This is a genomic window from Paenibacillus sp. W2I17 (genome assembly GCF_030815985.1).
Classification (GTDB): Bacteria; Bacillota; Bacilli; order Paenibacillales; family Paenibacillaceae; genus Paenibacillus.
Genome location: NZ_JAUSXM010000001.1, coordinates 1477091 through 1496768 on the forward strand (window position 1 = coordinate 1477091; position 19678 = coordinate 1496768).

The window sequence follows — 19678 nt, forward strand, 5'->3', positions numbered from 1 at the left end:
AAGGTTTTATCTGGATTTATTTAACTCTTAATTGGCTCTATCATTCCTAGTTTTGCTGCTGCGGCTGAATGAGCCATGGTTAGATTTGCTGCTACTGCTGTTTGATCTACTGCTATTGGGTCTACCATCGTTTGAACGACCACTGTTTGATTTACCACTCTTGGCAAACCATTCGGATTTGGGCTTGCGTGCCGGGTTAGCTTTGGACTTCGCCGGTTTGCCTGCAGCCGATTTGTTGAACGAAGGTTTACTGCCTGATGCTTTGCTGGTTTTATCAAACACAGGTACACCTGTCATTGGATACGGATGACCTTTCACTTCAGGAATCGTCTTTTTGATTACTTTCTCGATATCCTTCAGGAATGGAAGTTCATCCTTCTCGCAGAACGAGATGGCCATACCGCTTTTGCCAGCTCGACCTGTACGACCAATACGGTGAACATACGTTTCCGGAATGTTAGGCAGGTTAAAGTTAATGACATGTGACAGTTCCTCCACGTCAATTCCTCTTGCCGCGATATCCGTCGCAACTAATACACGTGTTGCACCACTCTTGAAGTTGTTCAGCGCCCGTTGTCTCTCGTTCTGAGACTTGTTGCCATGAATAGCCTGTGCCGTAACATTCGCTTTGGCCAAATCACGTGTAACCCGGTCAGCGCCGCGCTTCGTGCGTGTGAACACCAATGCCGTGACGATGGATTTATCCTCCAAAATTTGGTTCAACATATGTTGCTTCTTGCCGTTTTCCAACAAATATATAGACTGCTCAATGCGGTCTACTGTTGAAGATACCGGTGTGATTTCTACTTTGACTGGATCAACCAGCAGGGTTTTAACCATTTTGGTGATTTCAGGAGGCATCGTAGCTGAGAAGAACAGCGTTTGCTTTTTGTTCGGCATTTTGGCAATGATTCTTTTCACATCATGAATGAAGCCCATGTCCAACATCCGGTCTGCTTCATCCAGAACGAGAATCTCAACCATCTTCAGATCAATACGTTTCTGGTTAATCAGATCGTTCAATCTGCCAGGCGTTGCGATAATAATATCTGCCCCTTGATTCAGCGCACGCTCTTGTACTTTTTGCGAAACGCCGCCAACAATTGCCGTACAACGAATGTCCGTATACCGGCTATATACCTTGATGTTATCCGCGATCTGAATAGCCAGCTCTCGTGTTGGTGTCAAAATTAATGAGCGAATATGTCGTGCGGACTTTGATCCTTGTCCTTTGGATCTTTCGCTTAATAATTGAATGATCGGCACCGAGAATGCTGCTGTCTTGCCTGTTCCTGTCTGTGCACATCCCAGCAGATCTCTGCCAGCTAATACAGCTGGTATGGCCTGTTCCTGTATAGGGGTAGGATTAGTATAGTTTGCTTTGCTTAACCCTTCCATAATAGAGGGGATAATATTTAAGTCCTTAAATGTCATGTTGTCTCCTTCATTTACGCACATCTATCAATATGACGCATCTTTTATTTCACACGTAACGTATAAGGATACCATTAAAAACGTAATTTGTACATTATCTTTTTAATATCACTTTGTTTAACTGACCAATTTAAGACCAACTGCCGATCCGAGCACCATAGCGATAAACAGAATTCGTAGGGCATTTCGAGGTTCTCCATAAAACACCATGCCCAGAATGGCACCACCGGAGGCTCCGATTCCCGTCCATACGGCATATGCTGTCCCCATCGGAAGAGTTTCCATTGCAATGGACAGGAATAGGAAGCTTAAACCAAACCCGGCTACCAATAGAACCAGTGAAATGAGATTACGGTCTTTGTGCAACTTGTTTATCATCAGCACTCCGATCATCTCAAATATACCTGCCAAGATAAGAAATACCCAGTTCATTATAGCTGCACCTCCTTATTCTTCTCTTTGCTCAGCATTTTAAGACCGATTACGCCGAGTAAAAGTACACCAATGAGTACCATTTTTCCGGTTTGGACAGGTGCATTAAACAGAACAATCTCTGAAAGTACTGTACCTGCGGTACCCAGGCCAACAAATACTGCATACACGGTTCCCACAGGCAGTGTTCGCGAAGCTGCAATCATCAAGGAGAAACTAATGATAATTGCAACCAACGTAAACCCCCATTCCAGCAGACCACTGGCATGTTTCAATCCAATGACCCAACCTACTTCAAACAACGCAGCAATCACAACCGACATCCACGTTTTATTCATTCCTGTAACTCCCTTTCTCTAATTCATTTTTTTACACCTAGTATGGGTACATTAGCGGAAAAAATAAAAAAAGCCCGGGAAACAAACTGCATGTAGCAGTTCATCTCCCAGGCTTTTATCCCTCCGTGGCACAACCAACAGGTTGCGGGTTTTCTCTCGGACCAGACCGACACATACATCGCGGAACCCTAGAAAACCTGTTTTTATTCTAATGTGTCTCCAATTATACACACTTCCACTATCTTGGCAACCCCGTAAATGTGATCATGCCATTTATTTGATAATCAAACCCATTAATCCTACAAATGTGGCGGCTTGATGTGGTGAAATCACACAACCGTTGAGATCTTCCATCGTCAGAACCAAGGAGTCAAATTCACAATCGCTAAGATCCAAATCCTTCATTTTGGTCCCCGTTAAGGAAGCTTGGTCGATGTTACATTGACTGAACTCCATTTTTTGCAGTGCCAGATAGGCAAAGTCCGCACCAATCAAGGTACATTCCGAGAAGGAGACCTGTTTCAGATGGGCAAAACGGAAATTACTGTAGTCGCCTAGACCATGAAGGAAACTGACATTTTGCAATCGGCTATTGGAAAAATCAGTTCCGACAAACTTGCAGTTATGCCATTCGATTCGATGCATGAAAGCACCAGAGAGATTGACATTGGAGAAGTCACAGTGTTCGAACCGGACATCGGTGAATTCAAATTGTTCCAAGGCAGACTCCGAGATTGTCACATGTCTAAATACAACATTTTCAAAGGAAACCTTACTCGCTTCCTGTTGATCCAGCATGATATTCTCGATCAGTTTGTGTTTGTACTCCACTTTGGATTCCAGGAATGCAATCGTTTCCGGATCGAGCAACTGCTCCTGAATCTTGGGTTTGTCCATTTTCATCCCGTATTCCCCTATTCTTTAATAGCTACAACTCGCAGTCGGCTTCTGTCCAGATACCACTGTCCATCCCGCATCAGTTGTGGCCGCACTCTTTTCTCGACAGCTTCCATAATAACATCCTGTTCCGCAGGTGTGATACCACTGAATAAATACTCCCCGAAGCTGGTCAACCACTTTCTGGCACCTGGCTTGAACGGGGTAAATTGATCAACGTGCTGGGCCAGCCTAACTCGAAATCCGTGTTGCTCCAGAAGATTAGCATATTCGCCAATGGTCGGGTGATACCACGGATTCCGTCCTTCCCATTTGTATCCACGGGCATTCAGTTCTTCCTGTACCGCTGTAATTAATATAGCCGTGTTGCCATTTGCAGCAAACTCAGCCACGAATCGCCCGCCCGTCTTGAGCGCTAACTGTATTGATTCTACTACAGCTGGAGCATCCTTTATCCAATGCAGAACGGCATGAGAGAAGACCGCATCAAACGGTTCTTCTGTCCGATAATGACAAGCATTTGCTACTTGAATATTCATATCAGGGTATTTCTGTTTAGCTTGCCTAATCGTCTCTTCTGAAAAATCTATACCTGTTGGCAGCGCTCCTGCGGCTGCAATTTTGGCTGTCAGATCCCCATTGCCACAACCCACATCAAGAATACGTTCACCTTGGGATGGCTGGAGCAAGGATAAGATAGGTGTTTCCTGTAACGCTGTAAAAGGAGCGGAATAACCACTCCACGATTCGTTCGTTTGACCGGATGAATGTCCGTTATTCATAGAATATAATCTCCTTCTCAATTAAGGATCTAATGTATCTATAATAGCCTCAATATAAAAAGACTGTCAATTCACTCATCAGATCACTATAAAAAAAGCCGCCGAATGGCGACTTTAACATTAAGAATTCGGATCAACTGAGATTTCCTGTTACCGGATGCGGTACATACTGTTGTCGATTTCGTTCATAATGGCTTTTCTGGACATATTCCATATTTCACACTCTCCTTGAATTTGTTCTGTAAACTGATGTTGTCTCGACCTCTTCGGTAACTAGCTCTAACCAGCATGTGAAGTATATCTCTCGATGTACGGAATTTTCTTCGAACTTGATCTGTGATTCGAGCCTGTCAATCAAAATTTGCCTCACATGGTTTGATAACCACTTCATCACCTTACTCACCCAACTTTTCAAATAAACTTTAATCGCTTGGCTCTGTTAACATACTCTTAGTATGCCGAGTCATGGGCTGCAAGCGGTATATCAATCGTCTTAATTGATTGCCTGATCCTCTCAGGCCCCCTTTTGGTTCTGTACGGTAAGCTTTATAATGTATGTAGGTTAAATCCGTGAGGAGGATACGTATGACCGAAGAATTATTCAACCAAAGCAGGAATTGAGTGACCTGATCGAACGCCATTCCCACCATAACGGTGCAATGGAAACAGCGATTTCTTCCTTGTTTGTCTATCACCATTCCAAGATTAGTGAACCCGCATACAGAGTATATAAACCTTCATTATGTGTGATTGTTCAAGGGTTGAAAGAAGTATTGCTCGCACAGGAGCGTTATGAATATGGACCTTCCAATTACCTGATTGCTTCCAAGAATCTCCCGGTCATCGGGCAGATTATCAAGGCATCCGCTGATGCACCCTACTTAAGTCTCAAGCTTGAATTCACACCGAACCAAATTCTCGAAGTACTTAACGAATGCAACATCAAGGTAACATTCAACGAAAACGCCAGACGAGCCATGTTTGTAGGTCAGATGGAATCGTCCATTCAGGACGCTGTACTCCGACTTGTTCGATTGCTGGATACGCCGGGTGAGATACCGTTTCTGGCTCCGTTGTACGTTAAAGAAATCCTGTTCCGCCTCCTTCAAGGGCCTTACGGAGGAGAACTGGCGCAGATTGCGGTTGAAGGTAGCAGCACTTATCGGATCAGAGAAGCGATTGAGTACATCGTTCATCATTGGGAACAGCCATTTCGCATTGAAGATCTGGCTGAGACCGCCAGCATGAGCGTCTCTTCATTCCATCGTCACTTCAAAGAGATCACAGCCATGAGTCCATTACAATTCCAGAAACAATTAAGATTACAGGAAGCCCGGCGACTTCTGATGGCCGGATCTGCTGACGCGGCAGATGTAGCGTTCCGGGTTGGTTACGAGAGTGCTTCTCAATTTAGCCGCGAATATGCACGCATGTTCGGTGCGCCGCCAAGAGCCGATATCCGACGGCTGAAAGAGAAATATGACATGGCCTTGAGTGAGTAACCGAGTATTCACTCTCTATCTCACAACTATCACACAAAAGGCACACCAAAAAAGGACAACCACAATGAGTTGTCCTTTTTTCAGTATCAAAATTCTGCGTAATTTCTTTTGGATTTATTCCAAATACTCGTATTTATGAGAAGGAAATCTGAGCTGTTCTCCTTACTTTTGAACAAGATTAGACCAATGCTTCGACCCGTTCTGGCACGTGGATCTCTTCGTGCAATAATTGAGTGATATCACGAGTCAGTGCATCCACATTCTCTTGACGAGTTGCCCAGCTGGTGCAGAACCGCACCGCACTGTGTGTATCGTCAACCTTTTCCCAGAAGGTGAACGTATAACCGCTGCGTAATTTCTCAAGCAAACGATCCGGCAGAATCGGAAACTGCTGGTTGGTTGGTGAATCGTACAGGAAGCGTACCCCCTGCTGTTCAAGTGAGTCATGAATTCTCAAGGCCATATCTACGGCATGGCGAGAAATATCGAGGTACAGACCATCTTCGAACAACGTTTCAAATTGGATACCCAGCAATCTGCCTTTGGCAAGCAGGCCACCTTTTTGTTTGATCATATAACGAAAATCCGGTTTCAGTGCATCATTCAGGATAACAACCGCTTCTCCCATCAATGCGCCAATCTTGGTTCCCCCGATGTAAAACACATCACACAAGCGTGCAAGATCAACAAGTGTCATATCGCAATCGCGTGAAGCGAGTGCATATCCAAGACGTGCTCCATCCACGAAAAACGGAAGACCACATGCTCTGCTCACTGTATGTAATGCTTGCAGTTCTGCCTTACTGTACATCGTTCCATTCTCCGTTGGTTGGGATATGTAGACCATTCCTGGTTGAACACAGTGTTCCGGTGACGACTCATTCATGTGCGCATCGTAGACGGCTCTAACCTGCTCGGGCGTGATCTTTCCGTCCTCGCTTGGAACTGTGAGTACCTTATGTCCCGTAGCTTCAATAGCTCCGGTTTCATGAACCGCAATATGTCCTGAGCTCGCTGCAATTACACCTTGATATGGACGCAAAATAGATGCAATCACCGTTGTATTTGTCTGTGTGCCACCAACCAGGAAATGAACATCAGCTTGCTCATTGTCACATGCCCGACGAATAAGCATTCTCGCCCGTTCACAATGCTCATCCGTGCCATACCCGCTCGTCTGTTCCATATTGGTTTCCATCAGTCTTTGTAAAATGCGTTCATGCGCACCTTCGTTATAATCACATTCAAATCGTATCATCGTGTTGTCTCTCCTGCCTTCTTGTTCAACTTCTCTTGTATGTTCATCATGGAGGTGTACACCTCTTGAATCTCTTCTTCATTCAATTCTTGCATCAGCTTCAGGATCTGTTGATCGGATCGATCATTCAATTGGGCATATAGTTCCTCGCCCTTGGCAGTCAAACGAATCAGACTGACCCTGCTGTCGGCCGCAGAATTCACTTTCACCAGCAGTCCTTCCTTGGACAGCTTGTTCACGATTCGGCTCATGTAACTGCGATCAATGGTCAGTGTATCCACCAGATTGTTCGCAATGCTCTCTCCCCGAATTCCAATCTCAATAATGACCCGTACTTCTGCAAACGAGTACCCTGTTCCAAGAATATGCTTATCGAGTACACCAAGAATGTTGGTATAAAAACGGTTAAAACGTCGCATGTCAGCCAGTATATCTGGATTTATGTACTGAGAGTTGATGTCAAACCCTCCTTTTTAGTGGACATTGTCAACATTATATTAATCACGTTAGTGGACGTTGTCAACATTATATTTTGCATAGCATTTATTCTATACCGTCTTTTTAATCCAAACAAAAAAGCCGCGCATATGCGCGGCAAGGTTGTTCTGTCATCGGAGTGAAGAGTGTAATTATTTTTTTGTTCAATTTACATGGATTAAGAGTGACTATATTGCACCTGATGAAGACGGCTGTATATCCCTCCAGCGGCGACCAATTCCTCATGGTTGCCCTGCTCAGCGATACCATCTTTATTCACTACGATGATGCGATCTGCATTTTTGATGGTTGTCAAACGGTGAGCAATCACGAGTGTCGTTCTGCCCACCGACAATTCAGCGAGTGATTGCTGGATCAGTGCTTCCGTTTCCGTGTCCAGCGCAGAGGTTGCCTCATCCAGAATAAGAATGGGTGGATTTTTCAAGAACATACGAGCAATAGATAACCGTTGCTTCTGTCCTCCGGATAGCTTGACTCCACGCTCGCCAATGACAGTATCCATACCATCAGGCAACGTGAGAATCAGTTCCTCCAACGAGGCACGACGGGCGGCATCCCAGATTTGTTCATCCGTTGCACTCAAATCCCCGTAAGCAATATTCTCCTTAATGGTACCCGAGAACAAAAATACATCCTGTTGAACGATTCCGATATGCTTGCGCAAGGATTGAAGCTTAACGTTACGAATGTCGACGCCATCCACAGTGATACGTCCCTCTTCTACCTCATAGAATCGGGGAAGCAGGCTACAGATCGTCGTCTTGCCTGCACCCGAAGGACCAACAAAAGCCACAGTTTCCCCTGGTCGAACAGACAGACTGATATCACTCAGAATACGCCGACTGGATTCATATCCGAACGAGACGTTCTCGAAGCGAATATCACCCTTCACACTTTCGAATTCAACGGCGTTTTTGCTATCCGCAATTTCAGGTTCCGTATCAATGATCTCCAGATAACGCTTGAAACCAGCAATGCCCTTTGGATAACTTTCTATGACGGCATTGATTTTCTCAATCGGGCGGAAGAAGATATTGGATAGAAGCAAGAAGGCCATAAAGTCACCCATATTGATTCTGCCATCGATATAAAACCAAGCCCCGCTGATCATGACAAACACCGTAACCAGTCGCATCATCATATAACTGACCGAGATACTTTTCGCCATCGTTTTGTAGGCAAGCAGTTTGGTTTTACGGAAATTCTGATTATCCACCGCAAAAAGTTCTTTCTCATGTTCTTCGTTGGCGAACGATTGCACAACACGCATGCCACCAACGTTATCTTCAATGCGCGCATTGAAATTGCCGACGTCTCCGAAAAGTCGCCGATAGGTCTTTGTCATGCGGCCACCAAATACAATAATGACCCAAGCCATAATTGGGATAATGATAAAGGTAAGCAGCGCAAGCTCCAGATTAATGTTAGCCATCAGCCAGAATGATCCGATTAATGTCATCACTGCGATGAATACATCTTCAGGTCCATGGTGAGCAACCTCGCCGATATCATTCAGATCATTCGTAAGATGACCAATTAAGTGACCTGTTTTACGATTGTCAAAGAACCGGAAGGACAGCTTCTGCAAGTGAGCGAACATCTTCTCACGCATGTTGGTCTCAATGTTAATGCCCAGCATATGTCCCCAGTATGTAACGACATAGTTCAATACAGTATTAAGTGCATAGATGGATAACAGCACAACACAGGCAAGCATAATAAGAGGCCAATCCTGACCTGGCAACAATTCATTAATGAATTTGCTGACGGCAAGGGGGAAAGCCAACTCCAGAAGCCCTGCGAGTACAGCGCATCCAAAATCAATCAAAAACAGTTTTTTATAGGGACGATAATACGAAAAAAAACGACGAATCATACTTATTCACTCTCACTCTCCAGATCCTTATTGGGACTTACATCTTCATTTTGCAGCTCGAAAAGATGGATATACTCGTCGATGACCTGATCAATAGCTTTTAACTCCCCACTGATCATCGGGCGAATATGTTCGTACTCCTCCTGTCCAAGTTGTCGGACAAGCGTTGTTCTCCGATTCTGCATCTGCTCCAGAAATACAAGAATCCGGCCGCGACGGAAAGTTTGCGCACCACGGCCCCGTTTTCCCTCATGTTCACCATGACCTCTTCCACGTCTGGAACGTTCACCACGTTGCTCATTGTCACTCATATCGCGTCTCGGACGCTCACCTTGACGTACACTTCCATCGATTTCATTCAGATCACGATCTCTCATCCTGCCACCTCCATTATGTGTATACGTTTGTATACAATACATTCATGTATACGAATGTATGCGAAATCCCAAAAGATGTCAACCTTTATATTCACTTGAAACAACGTAAACTTTACGCCATACATCAATTCAACGGAAAAAGAAGTGATCTCTTTGGATCGGGCACTTTTCCATGAACACTTCTATTAATTGACACCAAAAAGAGGTAGAACTATAATGGTCACAGCAACTATAATCATGACGGTTATTTAGGAGGAAAACCTTGGAATTAGAAAAATATATCGGTGTTAATGTACAGCGCGCGGCACTTAAACTGAATAATTACTATCAAAAGGTAGTCAATCCGTTTGACATCACAGTGGATCAGTGGGAAATACTAATCGTACTATGGGAAAAAGAAGGCATTACTCAAAAAGAACTTGCCGAGAGACTTCATAAGGACCAAACGAATGTTGCACGGATGCTGTTTAAGCTCGAAAAGAAAGAATTTATTTATCGTGTGATTCATGAAACGGATAGAAGATCTTTACGTGTTTATTTAACTCCTAAAGGACGAGATATGAAAGATGAAATTCTTGCTCCTTCCATGGATGCATATAATAAAACGATCCAGGGGTTATCCAAGGAGGAGGTTGAGATGTTTAGAAGGATTCTTACTGTAATGTATAACAACGTAAAAGATCTATAGTCCAAAGAGGAGTCCTCTCCACTTTAAAGGGGGGATAACTTTTTTTGTCATATACTTGCTGCAGCAACTATGGTCGAGACTATTAAAATTTATTCTAAAGGAGATTTTTAAGATGGAAATAACAGCAAAAGAAGCAGGTGTTTTCGACGCCAAGTACAGAGCATTGACCATTGGGATCATTCTTGCTGTCACTACCGTCGCGTTTGAAGGTTTAGCAGTTGTTACGATTGCTCCAAGCCTGGCTCAAAAATTAAATGGGCTCCATTTGTACGGTTGGATATTCAGCTCTTTTCTTTTGGCACAAATCCTTGGAACAATGATCATTGGGGCGCGGATCAACAAAAACGGCGTATTCGCATCGTTTGGTATATCGATACTTTTTTTTGTGATCGGCATCGTAATTGCGGCTACTTCTGTGAACATGATTACTCTAATTATAGGGAGAGTATTTCAAGGGTTTGGTGGAGGCGGTATCATTACGTGTGTATATTACAGCATTACTTTAGGTTATCCTGATAAGCTGAGAACGAAAATACTTGCTTTGTTTTCCGGCGCCTACATTCTACCTGCACTAATAGGCCCTTATATTGCTGGGCTTATAGCGGAGCATATCTCCTGGAGAGTTGTTTTTTGGCTTGTGCTTCCCTTCATTGGTTTGGCTGTCATGCTGACGCTTCCCGCTTTCCGCAAATTTACAGTTAGAGTGAATAAACCTTCCAAGAATAACCAAAAAGAAGGTTTTGCAGTATTACTGACTATTGGAACGGGAATGTTGCTGGCTGGGCTAGGCTTTATAACCGATTGGAAAGGAATTGTGCTTTCCGTAGCAGGGTTGCTTATCATGATTCAGCCTTTGCGAAAGCTGCTGCCAGAGGGCACCTTAAGTGCCAGAAGAGGTTTACCGGCCACAATTGCTTCAAGAGGATTCTTTGTTGCTAGTTATAATGCGACCGAGAGTTATGTTGTCCTCGCTTTGACAGATGTTAAAAAGCTTCCTGCAGATATGGCAGGATTAATTGTAGCCGCTGGTGCATTAAGCTGGTCAGCGGCTGCCTGGCTTCAGTCCAGGTTTGATGCTAAAGATCATGGGATGGGCCGAAAAAAACGGGTAACCATTGGTATTGGATTTATGATCATTGGTGTTGCTGCGGTCATTCTCGCTGTTGGCCTCCCCGAAGGAGGGATCGTATTTGCAGTGATTTCACAGCTTTTCACTGGATTCGGCATCGGTTTGGCACATCCTACGACTGGAGCGATTGCACTACAGCATATAAAAACAGGTGAAGAAGGTGAGATCTCCGCCAGCCTTCAGTTTACAGATGCATTTAGCCCAGGGGTAAGCATTGGCGTCGGCGGAGCCCTTATTGCCGTTAGTCAGTCACTAAATTTGGGGTTGTTGACGGGGATTATATTGGCTCTGTCTCTTCAATTACTTCTCGTTCTCTTGAGCTTTACGATTTCCTTTCGCATCAAGCAGGCAAAAGCCTCGGCGGAGAACTGATACCGTCCTGAATTCGGAAAATTAAATATTCCCTACATTGACATACCAAAACCTTCCCCACGTCATGGAGAACGCTTTGGTATGTTTTTTAAATACATTCATTTTACTATTTCAATGAAATTTCAAATGTGGAATCCACGTCACCTGCAAATACAATGCGGCCGTTTTCTGGTAAAACAACCTCATTCTTACCGCTGACCACGGTGTGATTAATACAAATACCGTTCTGATCATATACGGCAAAGGCGCCAGTTGCAGGCATTTTAACCGTCATGACTTTTCCTTTCACCGTTGCTGGTATCGAAAACCATCTGGCATATCCGTCTGCTTGAATCGTTGCTAGAGATTGTTTACCCGAATATAGTGGTTGTACCATTTCCTCACTGGCGTATATGCTACCAACGGCTGTAATGTACTCTACTCCGTTCTTTTTAGCAAAATAAATCTCCTTTGTATCACGTCCAGCCAGGCCAGGGATTTGCAGCTCCGTGACTGCTTCGTTTGCTCCAATAATCTTAGTATTGGATATATATCCCGGGGTCTCTTTGTCCAAATGAATAGGGAGAATTGGTGCCGAATTGAGATAAACCGTTGATGTATATTTCTCATTCACCAGGTAATATTTTTTTCCTTCACGCTGCTCCCATGAGGCCGTAATATCCTGGGATAATTCATTGGCTTCCAGCTTCTCCATTTTATATTCGGAGAAAGCCAATTGTCCAAGTCCTGGCAAGGATATATAAGATCGATACCACAGATAAGTCCTTCCATTCTTCTCCTTAACAAATTTCAACTTTTCCGTGCCTTCATCGTTAACAAAAGTACCATCTGCTGTATAGGTGTATTTTTGAGCCGGATCACTTGGAGCTGCGGGTGTGGATACAGTCATTTGTCCAGCAGTATTCATTTCGATCTTCTTAACCGAATTATTGCCGCCATATATACCTGCATTCGTGGCTATTTCTTTAGGTATATCTGCCTTCAGGGGCACACCAAACGATTTTTCCGGCTTCCGTTCTGTAATAATCCCCTTTTCCTCAAGTGCGCTGAGTAATAATTCACTCGCAATGAACTGATCTTTGGCACTTGTCCCACCTGATGAGGTAACGGCTGCAGCCAGATTATATTCCGGCAGTACGACTAATGATGAGTGGTACGATATGGTATCTCCACCTTTTGTTACTGCCTTGATACCGTATTCACTGAATGGGTACAGATTTACACTATCCCACCCTAAACCGTAAGATATAGACGTATCGCCATCCTCTGGCCACATGCCTCTTTTATATTCTTCTTGCGCCATGGCTTCTACAGACTTATCGGTAAGAATGCCTTGGACCTCTCCCGTGAAGATTTGTGAAAACTTCGCAAGATCTTCAGCGGTGGAATAAATGCCTCCAGTAGCGATAACATTATAATTCTCTTGTGGAAGCTGACCCTCATACAATGGAGAATAGATTCCCGCCATTGCTGCCGTGTCAACCACATCCTGTGGTGTTTTGGTATGTTTCATGTCCAAAGGTTCCGTAAAATATTGGTGTATAAAAGCTGTAAAACTCATGCCGCTAACACGTTCAACCATAATTTCGGATAACGTAAACCCATCGTTACTATACACGGAGAATGCGCCGGGATCTGCCTTCAGGTTTTGACTCGCCAATTGCTCGAGAAACGTATCATGTGAGTACGTATCATTATCCCCGTACAATGTGGCATTGCTGCCAGTGCTGCCCAGCAGACCGGAAGAATGATTCAACAGCATGCGCGGTGTGATTTGTTTGTAGCGATGATCTTTCATCTGAAAATCAGGTATATAGTTCACAACAGGCAGATCCAAATCCACCTTGCCTTCGTCAACTAACTTCATAACAGAAGCTGTGAGGAACATTTTACTCGTTGATCCTATGCCATAGATTGTATCCGGCGTAAGAGGCACCTTGTTGTTTTTATCGTTTTTACCCGTCTGACCGGACACCACAATCTCGCCACCATCGATAAGGGCATATTGCAGGCTTGTGATTCCATGTTTCTCGGTGAGTAACTTGGCTTTCTCCATCACCGTTTTCTTGGTTGGTTCATACGTAAAATCACTGCTACTTGTAGCAGGCGCGGCCATTGCAGACATTGGAGCTAACATCGTTAATACCAGCGTTAACACGGCGATTGAAGTTCGTTTTCCCTTTTGTCGTCCCATTCACATCATCTCCAGAATTTTAAGTGTTTTGGTTATTTGATTTCTTCTGGGTCTACAAATTTCACCTCCGGATACAAGTCATTTGGTCCCTGAATCAGATCTCCACCCGTTCCTTTCAGTTGCTTGTTAAAGAAATCGAGTACATATTGATTTACGATGTTTGATCCTCTTTTACCATTGATATCTCCTGTGATACCGGACAGTTTAACCAGCTCTGAATAGAACTGAAGGTCCGTGAAATTGAAGTGCTGGGTTCCTTCTACATAGATCACTTTTCCCCCATGATTCATAACATTTTTCATAATGTGCAGCTCATCTGAAAGAGATTTAGTTACTTCATCCTCCGAATTTCTATCTATTTCAAAGTTGGCGAACCAGTCTTCAAAACTTCCCGATCGGATGAACATAAACGGCTTGTTTATATCATCTCTATTTTCCACTTCATATAGTGACCCATCCATATTAACCCCGGCCTTGATTCTCTGATCTAAATACGTTGCATTAAACGCGGTTGCACCCCCAAAAGAATGCCCCATCGCGCCGATGTGATCTAGATCGATTTTCCCTTTAAACTGACTTTCGATTGCACCTGAATTCAGCTTTTCGATTTGATCGATTACAAACTCCACATCTTTCGTCCATATACTCCCTGTTTTTGTACGTTCATCTAGTGTAGTCGTGCTTTTTTTATAATCCGTTACACGGCCATCTGGAAAAAGAGTAGCAAAGGTGCTATACGTATGATCGATGGTGACCACGATATACCCATGACTGGCCAGATTCTCGGCCTGTGATACATGTAGAACTCTACTGGTTCCCATACCATGAGATAGTAGTACCACGGGATAAGGACTTGTAGAAGGTAATATTTCAACATTTTCATAAGAGTTGGTTTGACTATACTTCAAGTAGTCGAGCAAAAATTCGGGCAGTTTTAAAGAATTAGAGAAGCTCTGAATATACTTTTTGAACATTTCTTTATCTTTTGGAAACAGCGTGTCACGCTTGTTATTATTGCTGTTTTCAGTTGGGTACCAAACTTGAACCATTAGTTCTCTCTTATCGCTTTGATCTTCAGTGAAGATTTCGTCTCTGTTCTGATCTGTTAAATGAAATGTTTGAGTACCCACCTTCTCTGGACCATCAAGCTTCGGCAGATTAAAAACAGGTAAGTATACAGACAAGACGGTAGAACCAACAAGCAGAATAACGATTAAGGAAGATAAACTATATTTCAAGAACTTCCCTATTTTAAGGTTCATCATCTTTTCGGAATGTCTGAATAAAACGATGATTATGAATAGAGCCGTCATGATATATACCACAAGCAACTGCCATCTGTATCCCTCAACAAACAATTGAACTAATAATATAACGCTACTTCCTATACCCAAACCCAAGCCTATTTTCTTTGCACTTCTTTTAATAAATAGTAGGTCTATGAGTAACGCGAAACAGGATAGAACTAACAGTATCTCAAATAATCTCAATTGAATTCCTCTCTCTCAGCACGGACTTTTACAGAATTTTTACTTCGCTTCGTTCATGAATGCTCTAACATCTTCAGCTATTTCTTTGAATAACGTATGATGCAAGTAATGTTCGCCATCCATGGTGATTACTTTCCCATGTACTGAATCTTTGATCTGCCCTTCATGCAGCGGTATCCATCCTTCTACACCTTCATTATTAGCTTGTACAAAGAGAAGAAGTGGAAGGTCTTTAGGGAAGGTTAATCCTTGGGCTCCTTTAAAATTGGAAGCAATATGGTCCATTTCATTCAAAGTCGTGGAACTGTTCGAGTTTTTATTCGACAGCATTTTCATCTGTTCTACGGTATGTTCATCAAATGGGAGTCCCGCATAAGGATCTTCACCAAATTTGACTACTAATCTTTGGAGACCTGATTTTTTAAGAAATGCGAACATTTTTGTAGGTAACTTGGCATCCATACCCGGTTGTGTTGAAACACTGCTATCAATTCCGACAAATGCCGTGACCTCATCCGGATATTTGTTCACATAATCAATGCCATAAATGCCTGCAATGGAGTGACCCATGAGCATGTACTGATGAATATCGAGTTGCTGCAGAGCTTCATGAACTTCACTTACGATATTCTCTGTGGTTCGTTCTTTTTCAGTCTCATCACTCAATCCATAACCGAATGGTTCAACCGCCACAACTTTGTAATATGGTGATAGTTCGTCAATGAGCAGTTTAAAATCAAGCACTGGTGCTGCTGTTCCAAAACCAGGCAGAAGTACAATCGTTTCCTCGCCTTCGCCTTGAATGAGTACATTCATATTTTTCCCGTCTACAGATACATGCTGACCATAGGAATCTATTTTCTTGGCCTCTGAATTACTACTGATCACATTGGTGATATAAACAATACCTAGAAATAGAATAATGGCGATTACGATTGCTCCTACTATTTTCAGTATCATGTTTCTCACTTTTTTGGCCTTTGATCTATTCTTTGTTTTCTTTTCCGCAGGCTGCGTCGTCAGTGTTATCTTCTCCTGTCTTGAACTGATAGTTCGATTGTCTTTTTTGCTGCTAATGAAATCTTATCCAATGAAAATGTACTCCCCGTGACGTCAATATGAACTGAATATGAACAAGCCAATTCATTTATCTTTACTGCTGCGTCATAAATCCCCTGAATTTTTCAGCAATTTCTTTGGGATGGGAACGATACAAATAATGATTTGCTTCCAGCAGCACCACTTCACCACGCACAGATTTCTCTATTAATTTCTCGTGTTCCGGAACCCAATTGTCTGCTGCCGGATGATTCTTTTGAACAAAGAAAAGAACCGGGAGATTGACAGGCAGCGTCAGCTGTTCAGCTGTTTTAAAGTTGGCATACATACTCTCTGCCTCATTTAATTGAGTGGTATTATACATATTTTTGCGTATCAGAATGTTCAATTGTTCTTTTGTTTGCTCATCATAAGGCAGTCCATCATAAGGGTCAGCACTCAGTTTCAGTTGCACTCGGGCGAAGCCTAAGTTGCGGAACCATTTAATCGGTTGTGTATCTGAGGAATCAATCTTCTGTTCACTTATCGCTGGAACACTGCTATCCAGCCCAACATATGCACTTATTTCATCTGCATACTTGTTCACGTAATCCAGGCTATAGATCCCCGAAATGGAATGACCCATGAGGATATAACGATCAATATGTAGACGCTGTAACGCTTCATGAATTTCACTGACGATATTTGCTGTGCTACGTTCCTTTTCGGTCTGATCACTCAATCCGTAACCAAAGGGCTCAACAACGACAACTTTATAATATGGAGATAACTCGGAGATAAGAGGTTTAAAATCAAGCGCTGGTGCCGCTGTTCCAAAACCAGGCAGAAGCACAATCGTTTCCTCGCCTTTGCCTTGAATGAACACATTCATATTTTTTCCGTCTACGGATACATGTTGACCATATGGTTCCATTCTTTTTTGCTCCGAATAACTGCTGATTTTATTGACGGTATATACGATAGCTACAAAAAGTAAGATTGCTACAATGATTGCGCAAAGTACTTTAAACAAAATGTTTAACACTTTCTTGGTTTTGCTTTTACTCTGGACTTCTTTGTCTGCTTGTAGTTTCACATTCATCTGCTCCTATCCTCATCTGTATATTGGCCTGGCAGGCTGCTTAAGAAATCCTAATCAAGAAAGATGTACTCCCCATGACCGGAATATGAATGGAGTATGAACAAGCAAAAAAAATGTCCTATGTAACATACAAGGAAGCTTGCATGTTACATAGGACATGAACATTCGGTTTAGATAATCCGATGGATATTCTATTCATTGACCCTATCCTGTGAGCCTAACTATCCGTTGGTGGATGGATGGGCAACGTGACAATAAAGGTCGTGCCTTGACCAGGTTCGCTTTCCACTCGGATGTCACCCTGATGAAGGGACACGATCTGTTTAACGATAGCAAGTCCCATACCACTCCCGTCATATTTGCGGCTGTGGGAACGATCTGCCTTGAAAAAACGGTCGAATATACGCTTCTGATCTTCCAGGGGAATTCCAATGCCCGTGTCGGATATTCGAACAGTCACATTTTTGAAGTCCTCTTCGATACTGACTTTAATCATACCGCCATCCTCGGAAAACTTGATGCTATTTCCGATGATGTTTGTCCATACCTGATTTAACTGATCGTGATCAGCCGTTACCTTCACGTTCTCCAAATCAAGCTCGAAATGAATGTTGCGCCCAGACCATTGAGGCTGAAGCGCAACGATGACCCGCCTGATCTGTTCATCAAGGCTTAAGGTGGTGAGCCGTAGTTGCTGTGACTGCGATTCAAGCAAACTCAGCTTGAGCAGGCTATCGCTCATTTTGGACATTCTTTTTGCTTCTGAGATGATAATATCCAGGTAACGGTTTCGCTCTTGTTCTGAGAGATTTACTTGCTTCAGTGCCGAAGCGTAACCGGATATCGAGGTGAGCGGAGACTGAACCTCATGCGAAACATTGGTAACGAATTCCCTGCGCATCTGCTCCAGCTGCTGCAGATCATGCATCATTTCTTCAAAGCTGCGGGCCAATGTACCAATCTCCGTCGTTTGTTTAATGTTCAGCTTGACGTTGAAATCTCCAGCTGCAATCCGTTTGGTCGCTTTGGTCAATTTTTTGATCGGTCTAACCAGATATACAGAAGCAACCAGGATTAACAAACTTCCTGTCATCAACGAACAGGTTGCAAAGATTAAGCCCCATTTGACCACAAAAGTGGCTGAGGGTGGTGAGAGTATTTCCAAAAACATCGCTTTTGTTCCCATCTCCGTCTTCAACGGTAACCCCAAGAGCACTGTACCAATCCCATCCCTGGTGTCTTGTACAACGCCTCCAGCTAATACTTTCTTTAGTTGCTCACTCGTCACAACAGCCGACTTATGTCCGTTAGTCTTTCCATAGGTTGTGAACTGTCCCGTAGCTTCGTAAATTCGAATATGATAGGAATTGAGCTGCTTCATTCCACTTACATACAAGTCCGCTTCACGTAAAGGCAGGGTCTTATAGATCTGCACAACGTCTTGGCCAAAATTACGCAAGTTAATTTGAGCGTTTTGGTTCAATTTGTCCTCAAATATCCAGGTAGACAAAAAAAATGAAATGACCGTACCAGCGATAACAGACCCCAGAAAGGTCAGAACCACACGAATATATATGGATCGGATCATTCATAGACCTCAAGTCTGTACCCTAGCCCACGCACCGTTTCAATCCGAAAATCAGGTGTTGTCGCGAATCGTTCGCGCAGGCGTTTAATATGTACGTCTATTGTTCGATCATCTCCCGCGTAATCAATACCCCATATCTGATCGATTAATTGCTCACGTGTATAGACTTGTCCTGGTGTTCCAGCAAGCTTATACAGCAATTCGAACTCCTTAAGTGGTAACGTAAGCGACTCCGTGCCTCTCATCACCTTATACGTCTGACGGTCCAGAATGACGTTGCCAAACTGGATTGTATGTGTGGAGCCGATTTTGTATCGTTTCAGTAATGCTCGGACACGAGCGGTCAGCTCTAATGGATCAAACGGTTTGGTCAAATAATCATCCGTACCCAGTTCGAACCCTTTAACCTTCTCCCAAGTCTCTCCTCTCGCCGTCAGCATGAGTAACGGGAGGTCGGGATTGGCTCTTCGGAGTTCTTTGCACAGTGCCCAACCGTCCATGACAGGCATCATAATATCAAGGACGACCAGATCTACTGGAGTTTCGCCATATATAGTGAGAGCTTCCTTACCGTCCGCAGCTTCCACTGTTGTGAATCCATCGTTTTTGAGAAATAGACAGACGAGTTCACGAATGTTCGCATCGTCGTCTGCAACGAGTATAGTAGCCATATGTTTTTTCTG

Annotated in this window: 18 protein-coding genes and 1 riboswitch; of the genes, 3 read left to right on the plus strand and 15 right to left on the minus strand. The window is 43.4% G+C overall.

What is annotated here, in order from left to right; all coding sequences use genetic code 11:
• Positions 1 to 27: 27 nt before the first annotated feature.
• The 5 genes from QF041_RS06445 to QF041_RS06465 form a co-directional block, all read right to left on the minus strand.
• Complete coding sequence (locus QF041_RS06445; RefSeq protein WP_307412996.1) at positions 28 to 1434, minus strand: DEAD/DEAH box helicase; 1407 nt, start codon at positions 1432 to 1434, stop codon at positions 28 to 30.
• Between the two features lie 117 nt (positions 1435 to 1551).
• Positions 1552 to 1866 (minus strand): DMT family transporter, encoded by a 315-nt coding sequence (locus tag QF041_RS06450; protein WP_307412998.1) that lies wholly within the window; start codon positions 1864 to 1866, stop codon positions 1552 to 1554.
• Entirely contained in the window at positions 1866 to 2204 is a 339-nt protein-coding gene (locus QF041_RS06455; RefSeq protein ID WP_307413000.1) for a DMT family transporter, read from the minus strand. Before QF041_RS06455 ends, QF041_RS06450 begins: the two co-directional genes overlap by 1 nt.
• Positions 2205 to 2306: 102 nt before the next feature.
• Positions 2307 to 2407: riboswitch (guanidine-I (ykkC/yxkD leader) on the minus strand.
• A 70-nt stretch (positions 2408 to 2477) separates the two neighbouring features.
• Positions 2478 to 3107, minus strand: a complete 630-nt coding sequence (locus QF041_RS06460) for a pentapeptide repeat-containing protein (RefSeq protein WP_307413002.1) — start codon at positions 3105 to 3107, stop codon at positions 2478 to 2480.
• 11 nt (positions 3108 to 3118) lie between these two features.
• Entirely contained in the window at positions 3119 to 3883 is a 765-nt protein-coding gene (locus QF041_RS06465) for a class I SAM-dependent methyltransferase (RefSeq protein WP_307413004.1), read from the minus strand.
• Positions 3884 to 4542: 659 nt separating this feature from the next.
• Here QF041_RS06465 and QF041_RS06470 point away from each other — a divergent pair.
• Complete coding sequence (locus tag QF041_RS06470; protein ID WP_373461377.1) at positions 4543 to 5385, plus strand: AraC family transcriptional regulator; 843 nt, start codon at positions 4543 to 4545, stop codon at positions 5383 to 5385.
• A gap of 178 nt (positions 5386 to 5563) precedes the next feature.
• On the opposite strand, the gene QF041_RS06475 is transcribed toward QF041_RS06470, so the two are convergent.
• The 4 genes from QF041_RS06475 to QF041_RS06490 all read right to left on the minus strand — a co-directional run bounded on the left by QF041_RS06475 (position 5564) and on the right by QF041_RS06490 (position 9394).
• Positions 5564 to 6643, minus strand: a complete 1080-nt coding sequence (locus QF041_RS06475; RefSeq protein ID WP_307413007.1) for a threonine aldolase family protein — start codon at positions 6641 to 6643, stop codon at positions 5564 to 5566.
• Positions 6640 to 7062, minus strand: a complete 423-nt coding sequence (locus QF041_RS06480; RefSeq protein ID WP_124114576.1) for a MarR family winged helix-turn-helix transcriptional regulator — start codon at positions 7060 to 7062, stop codon at positions 6640 to 6642. The genes QF041_RS06475 and QF041_RS06480 overlap by 4 nt, the downstream gene beginning before the upstream one ends.
• 236 nt (positions 7063 to 7298) lie before the next feature.
• Complete coding sequence (locus QF041_RS06485) at positions 7299 to 9017, minus strand: ABC transporter ATP-binding protein (protein WP_307413009.1); 1719 nt, start codon at positions 9015 to 9017, stop codon at positions 7299 to 7301.
• A gap of 2 nt (positions 9018 to 9019) precedes the next feature.
• Positions 9020 to 9394 (minus strand): hypothetical protein, encoded by a 375-nt coding sequence (locus QF041_RS06490; protein ID WP_307413010.1) that lies wholly within the window; start codon positions 9392 to 9394, stop codon positions 9020 to 9022.
• Positions 9395 to 9656: 262 nt separating this feature from the next.
• Between QF041_RS06490 and QF041_RS06495 the strand changes: the two genes are divergently transcribed.
• On the plus strand, positions 9657 to 10082 hold the full coding sequence (locus tag QF041_RS06495) for a MarR family winged helix-turn-helix transcriptional regulator (protein ID WP_074094962.1): 426 nt from the start codon (positions 9657 to 9659) through the stop codon (positions 10080 to 10082).
• A gap of 112 nt (positions 10083 to 10194) precedes the next feature.
• Positions 10195 to 11583, plus strand: a complete 1389-nt coding sequence (locus tag QF041_RS06500; protein ID WP_307413012.1) for an MFS transporter — start codon at positions 10195 to 10197, stop codon at positions 11581 to 11583.
• 106 nt (positions 11584 to 11689) lie between these two features.
• Here the strand turns inward: QF041_RS06500 and QF041_RS06505 are convergent, their stop codons facing one another.
• The 6 genes from QF041_RS06505 to QF041_RS06530 all read right to left on the minus strand — a co-directional run bounded on the left by QF041_RS06505 (position 11690) and on the right by QF041_RS06530 (position 19666).
• Positions 11690 to 13777 carry a serine hydrolase domain-containing protein gene (locus tag QF041_RS06505; RefSeq protein WP_307413014.1) on the minus strand — a complete coding sequence of 696 codons (2088 nt, stop codon included), beginning with the start codon at positions 13775 to 13777 and terminating at the stop codon, positions 11690 to 11692.
• Between the two features lie 32 nt (positions 13778 to 13809).
• Positions 13810 to 15267 (minus strand): alpha/beta hydrolase family protein, encoded by a 1458-nt coding sequence (locus QF041_RS06510; RefSeq protein WP_307413016.1) that lies wholly within the window; start codon positions 15265 to 15267, stop codon positions 13810 to 13812.
• A gap of 39 nt (positions 15268 to 15306) precedes the next feature.
• Entirely contained in the window at positions 15307 to 16227 is a 921-nt protein-coding gene (locus tag QF041_RS06515; protein WP_307413018.1) for an alpha/beta fold hydrolase, read from the minus strand.
• 193 nt (positions 16228 to 16420) lie between these two features.
• Entirely contained in the window at positions 16421 to 17407 is a 987-nt protein-coding gene (locus QF041_RS06520) for an alpha/beta fold hydrolase (RefSeq protein ID WP_373461286.1), read from the minus strand.
• Positions 17408 to 17624: 217 nt separating this feature from the next.
• Entirely contained in the window at positions 17625 to 18995 is a 1371-nt protein-coding gene (locus QF041_RS06525) for a sensor histidine kinase (RefSeq protein ID WP_307413022.1), read from the minus strand.
• Positions 18992 to 19666 carry a response regulator transcription factor gene (locus tag QF041_RS06530; protein WP_017688634.1) on the minus strand — a complete coding sequence of 225 codons (675 nt, stop codon included), beginning with the start codon at positions 19664 to 19666 and terminating at the stop codon, positions 18992 to 18994. Before QF041_RS06530 ends, QF041_RS06525 begins: the two co-directional genes overlap by 4 nt.
• Positions 19667 to 19678 lie beyond the last annotated feature (12 nt).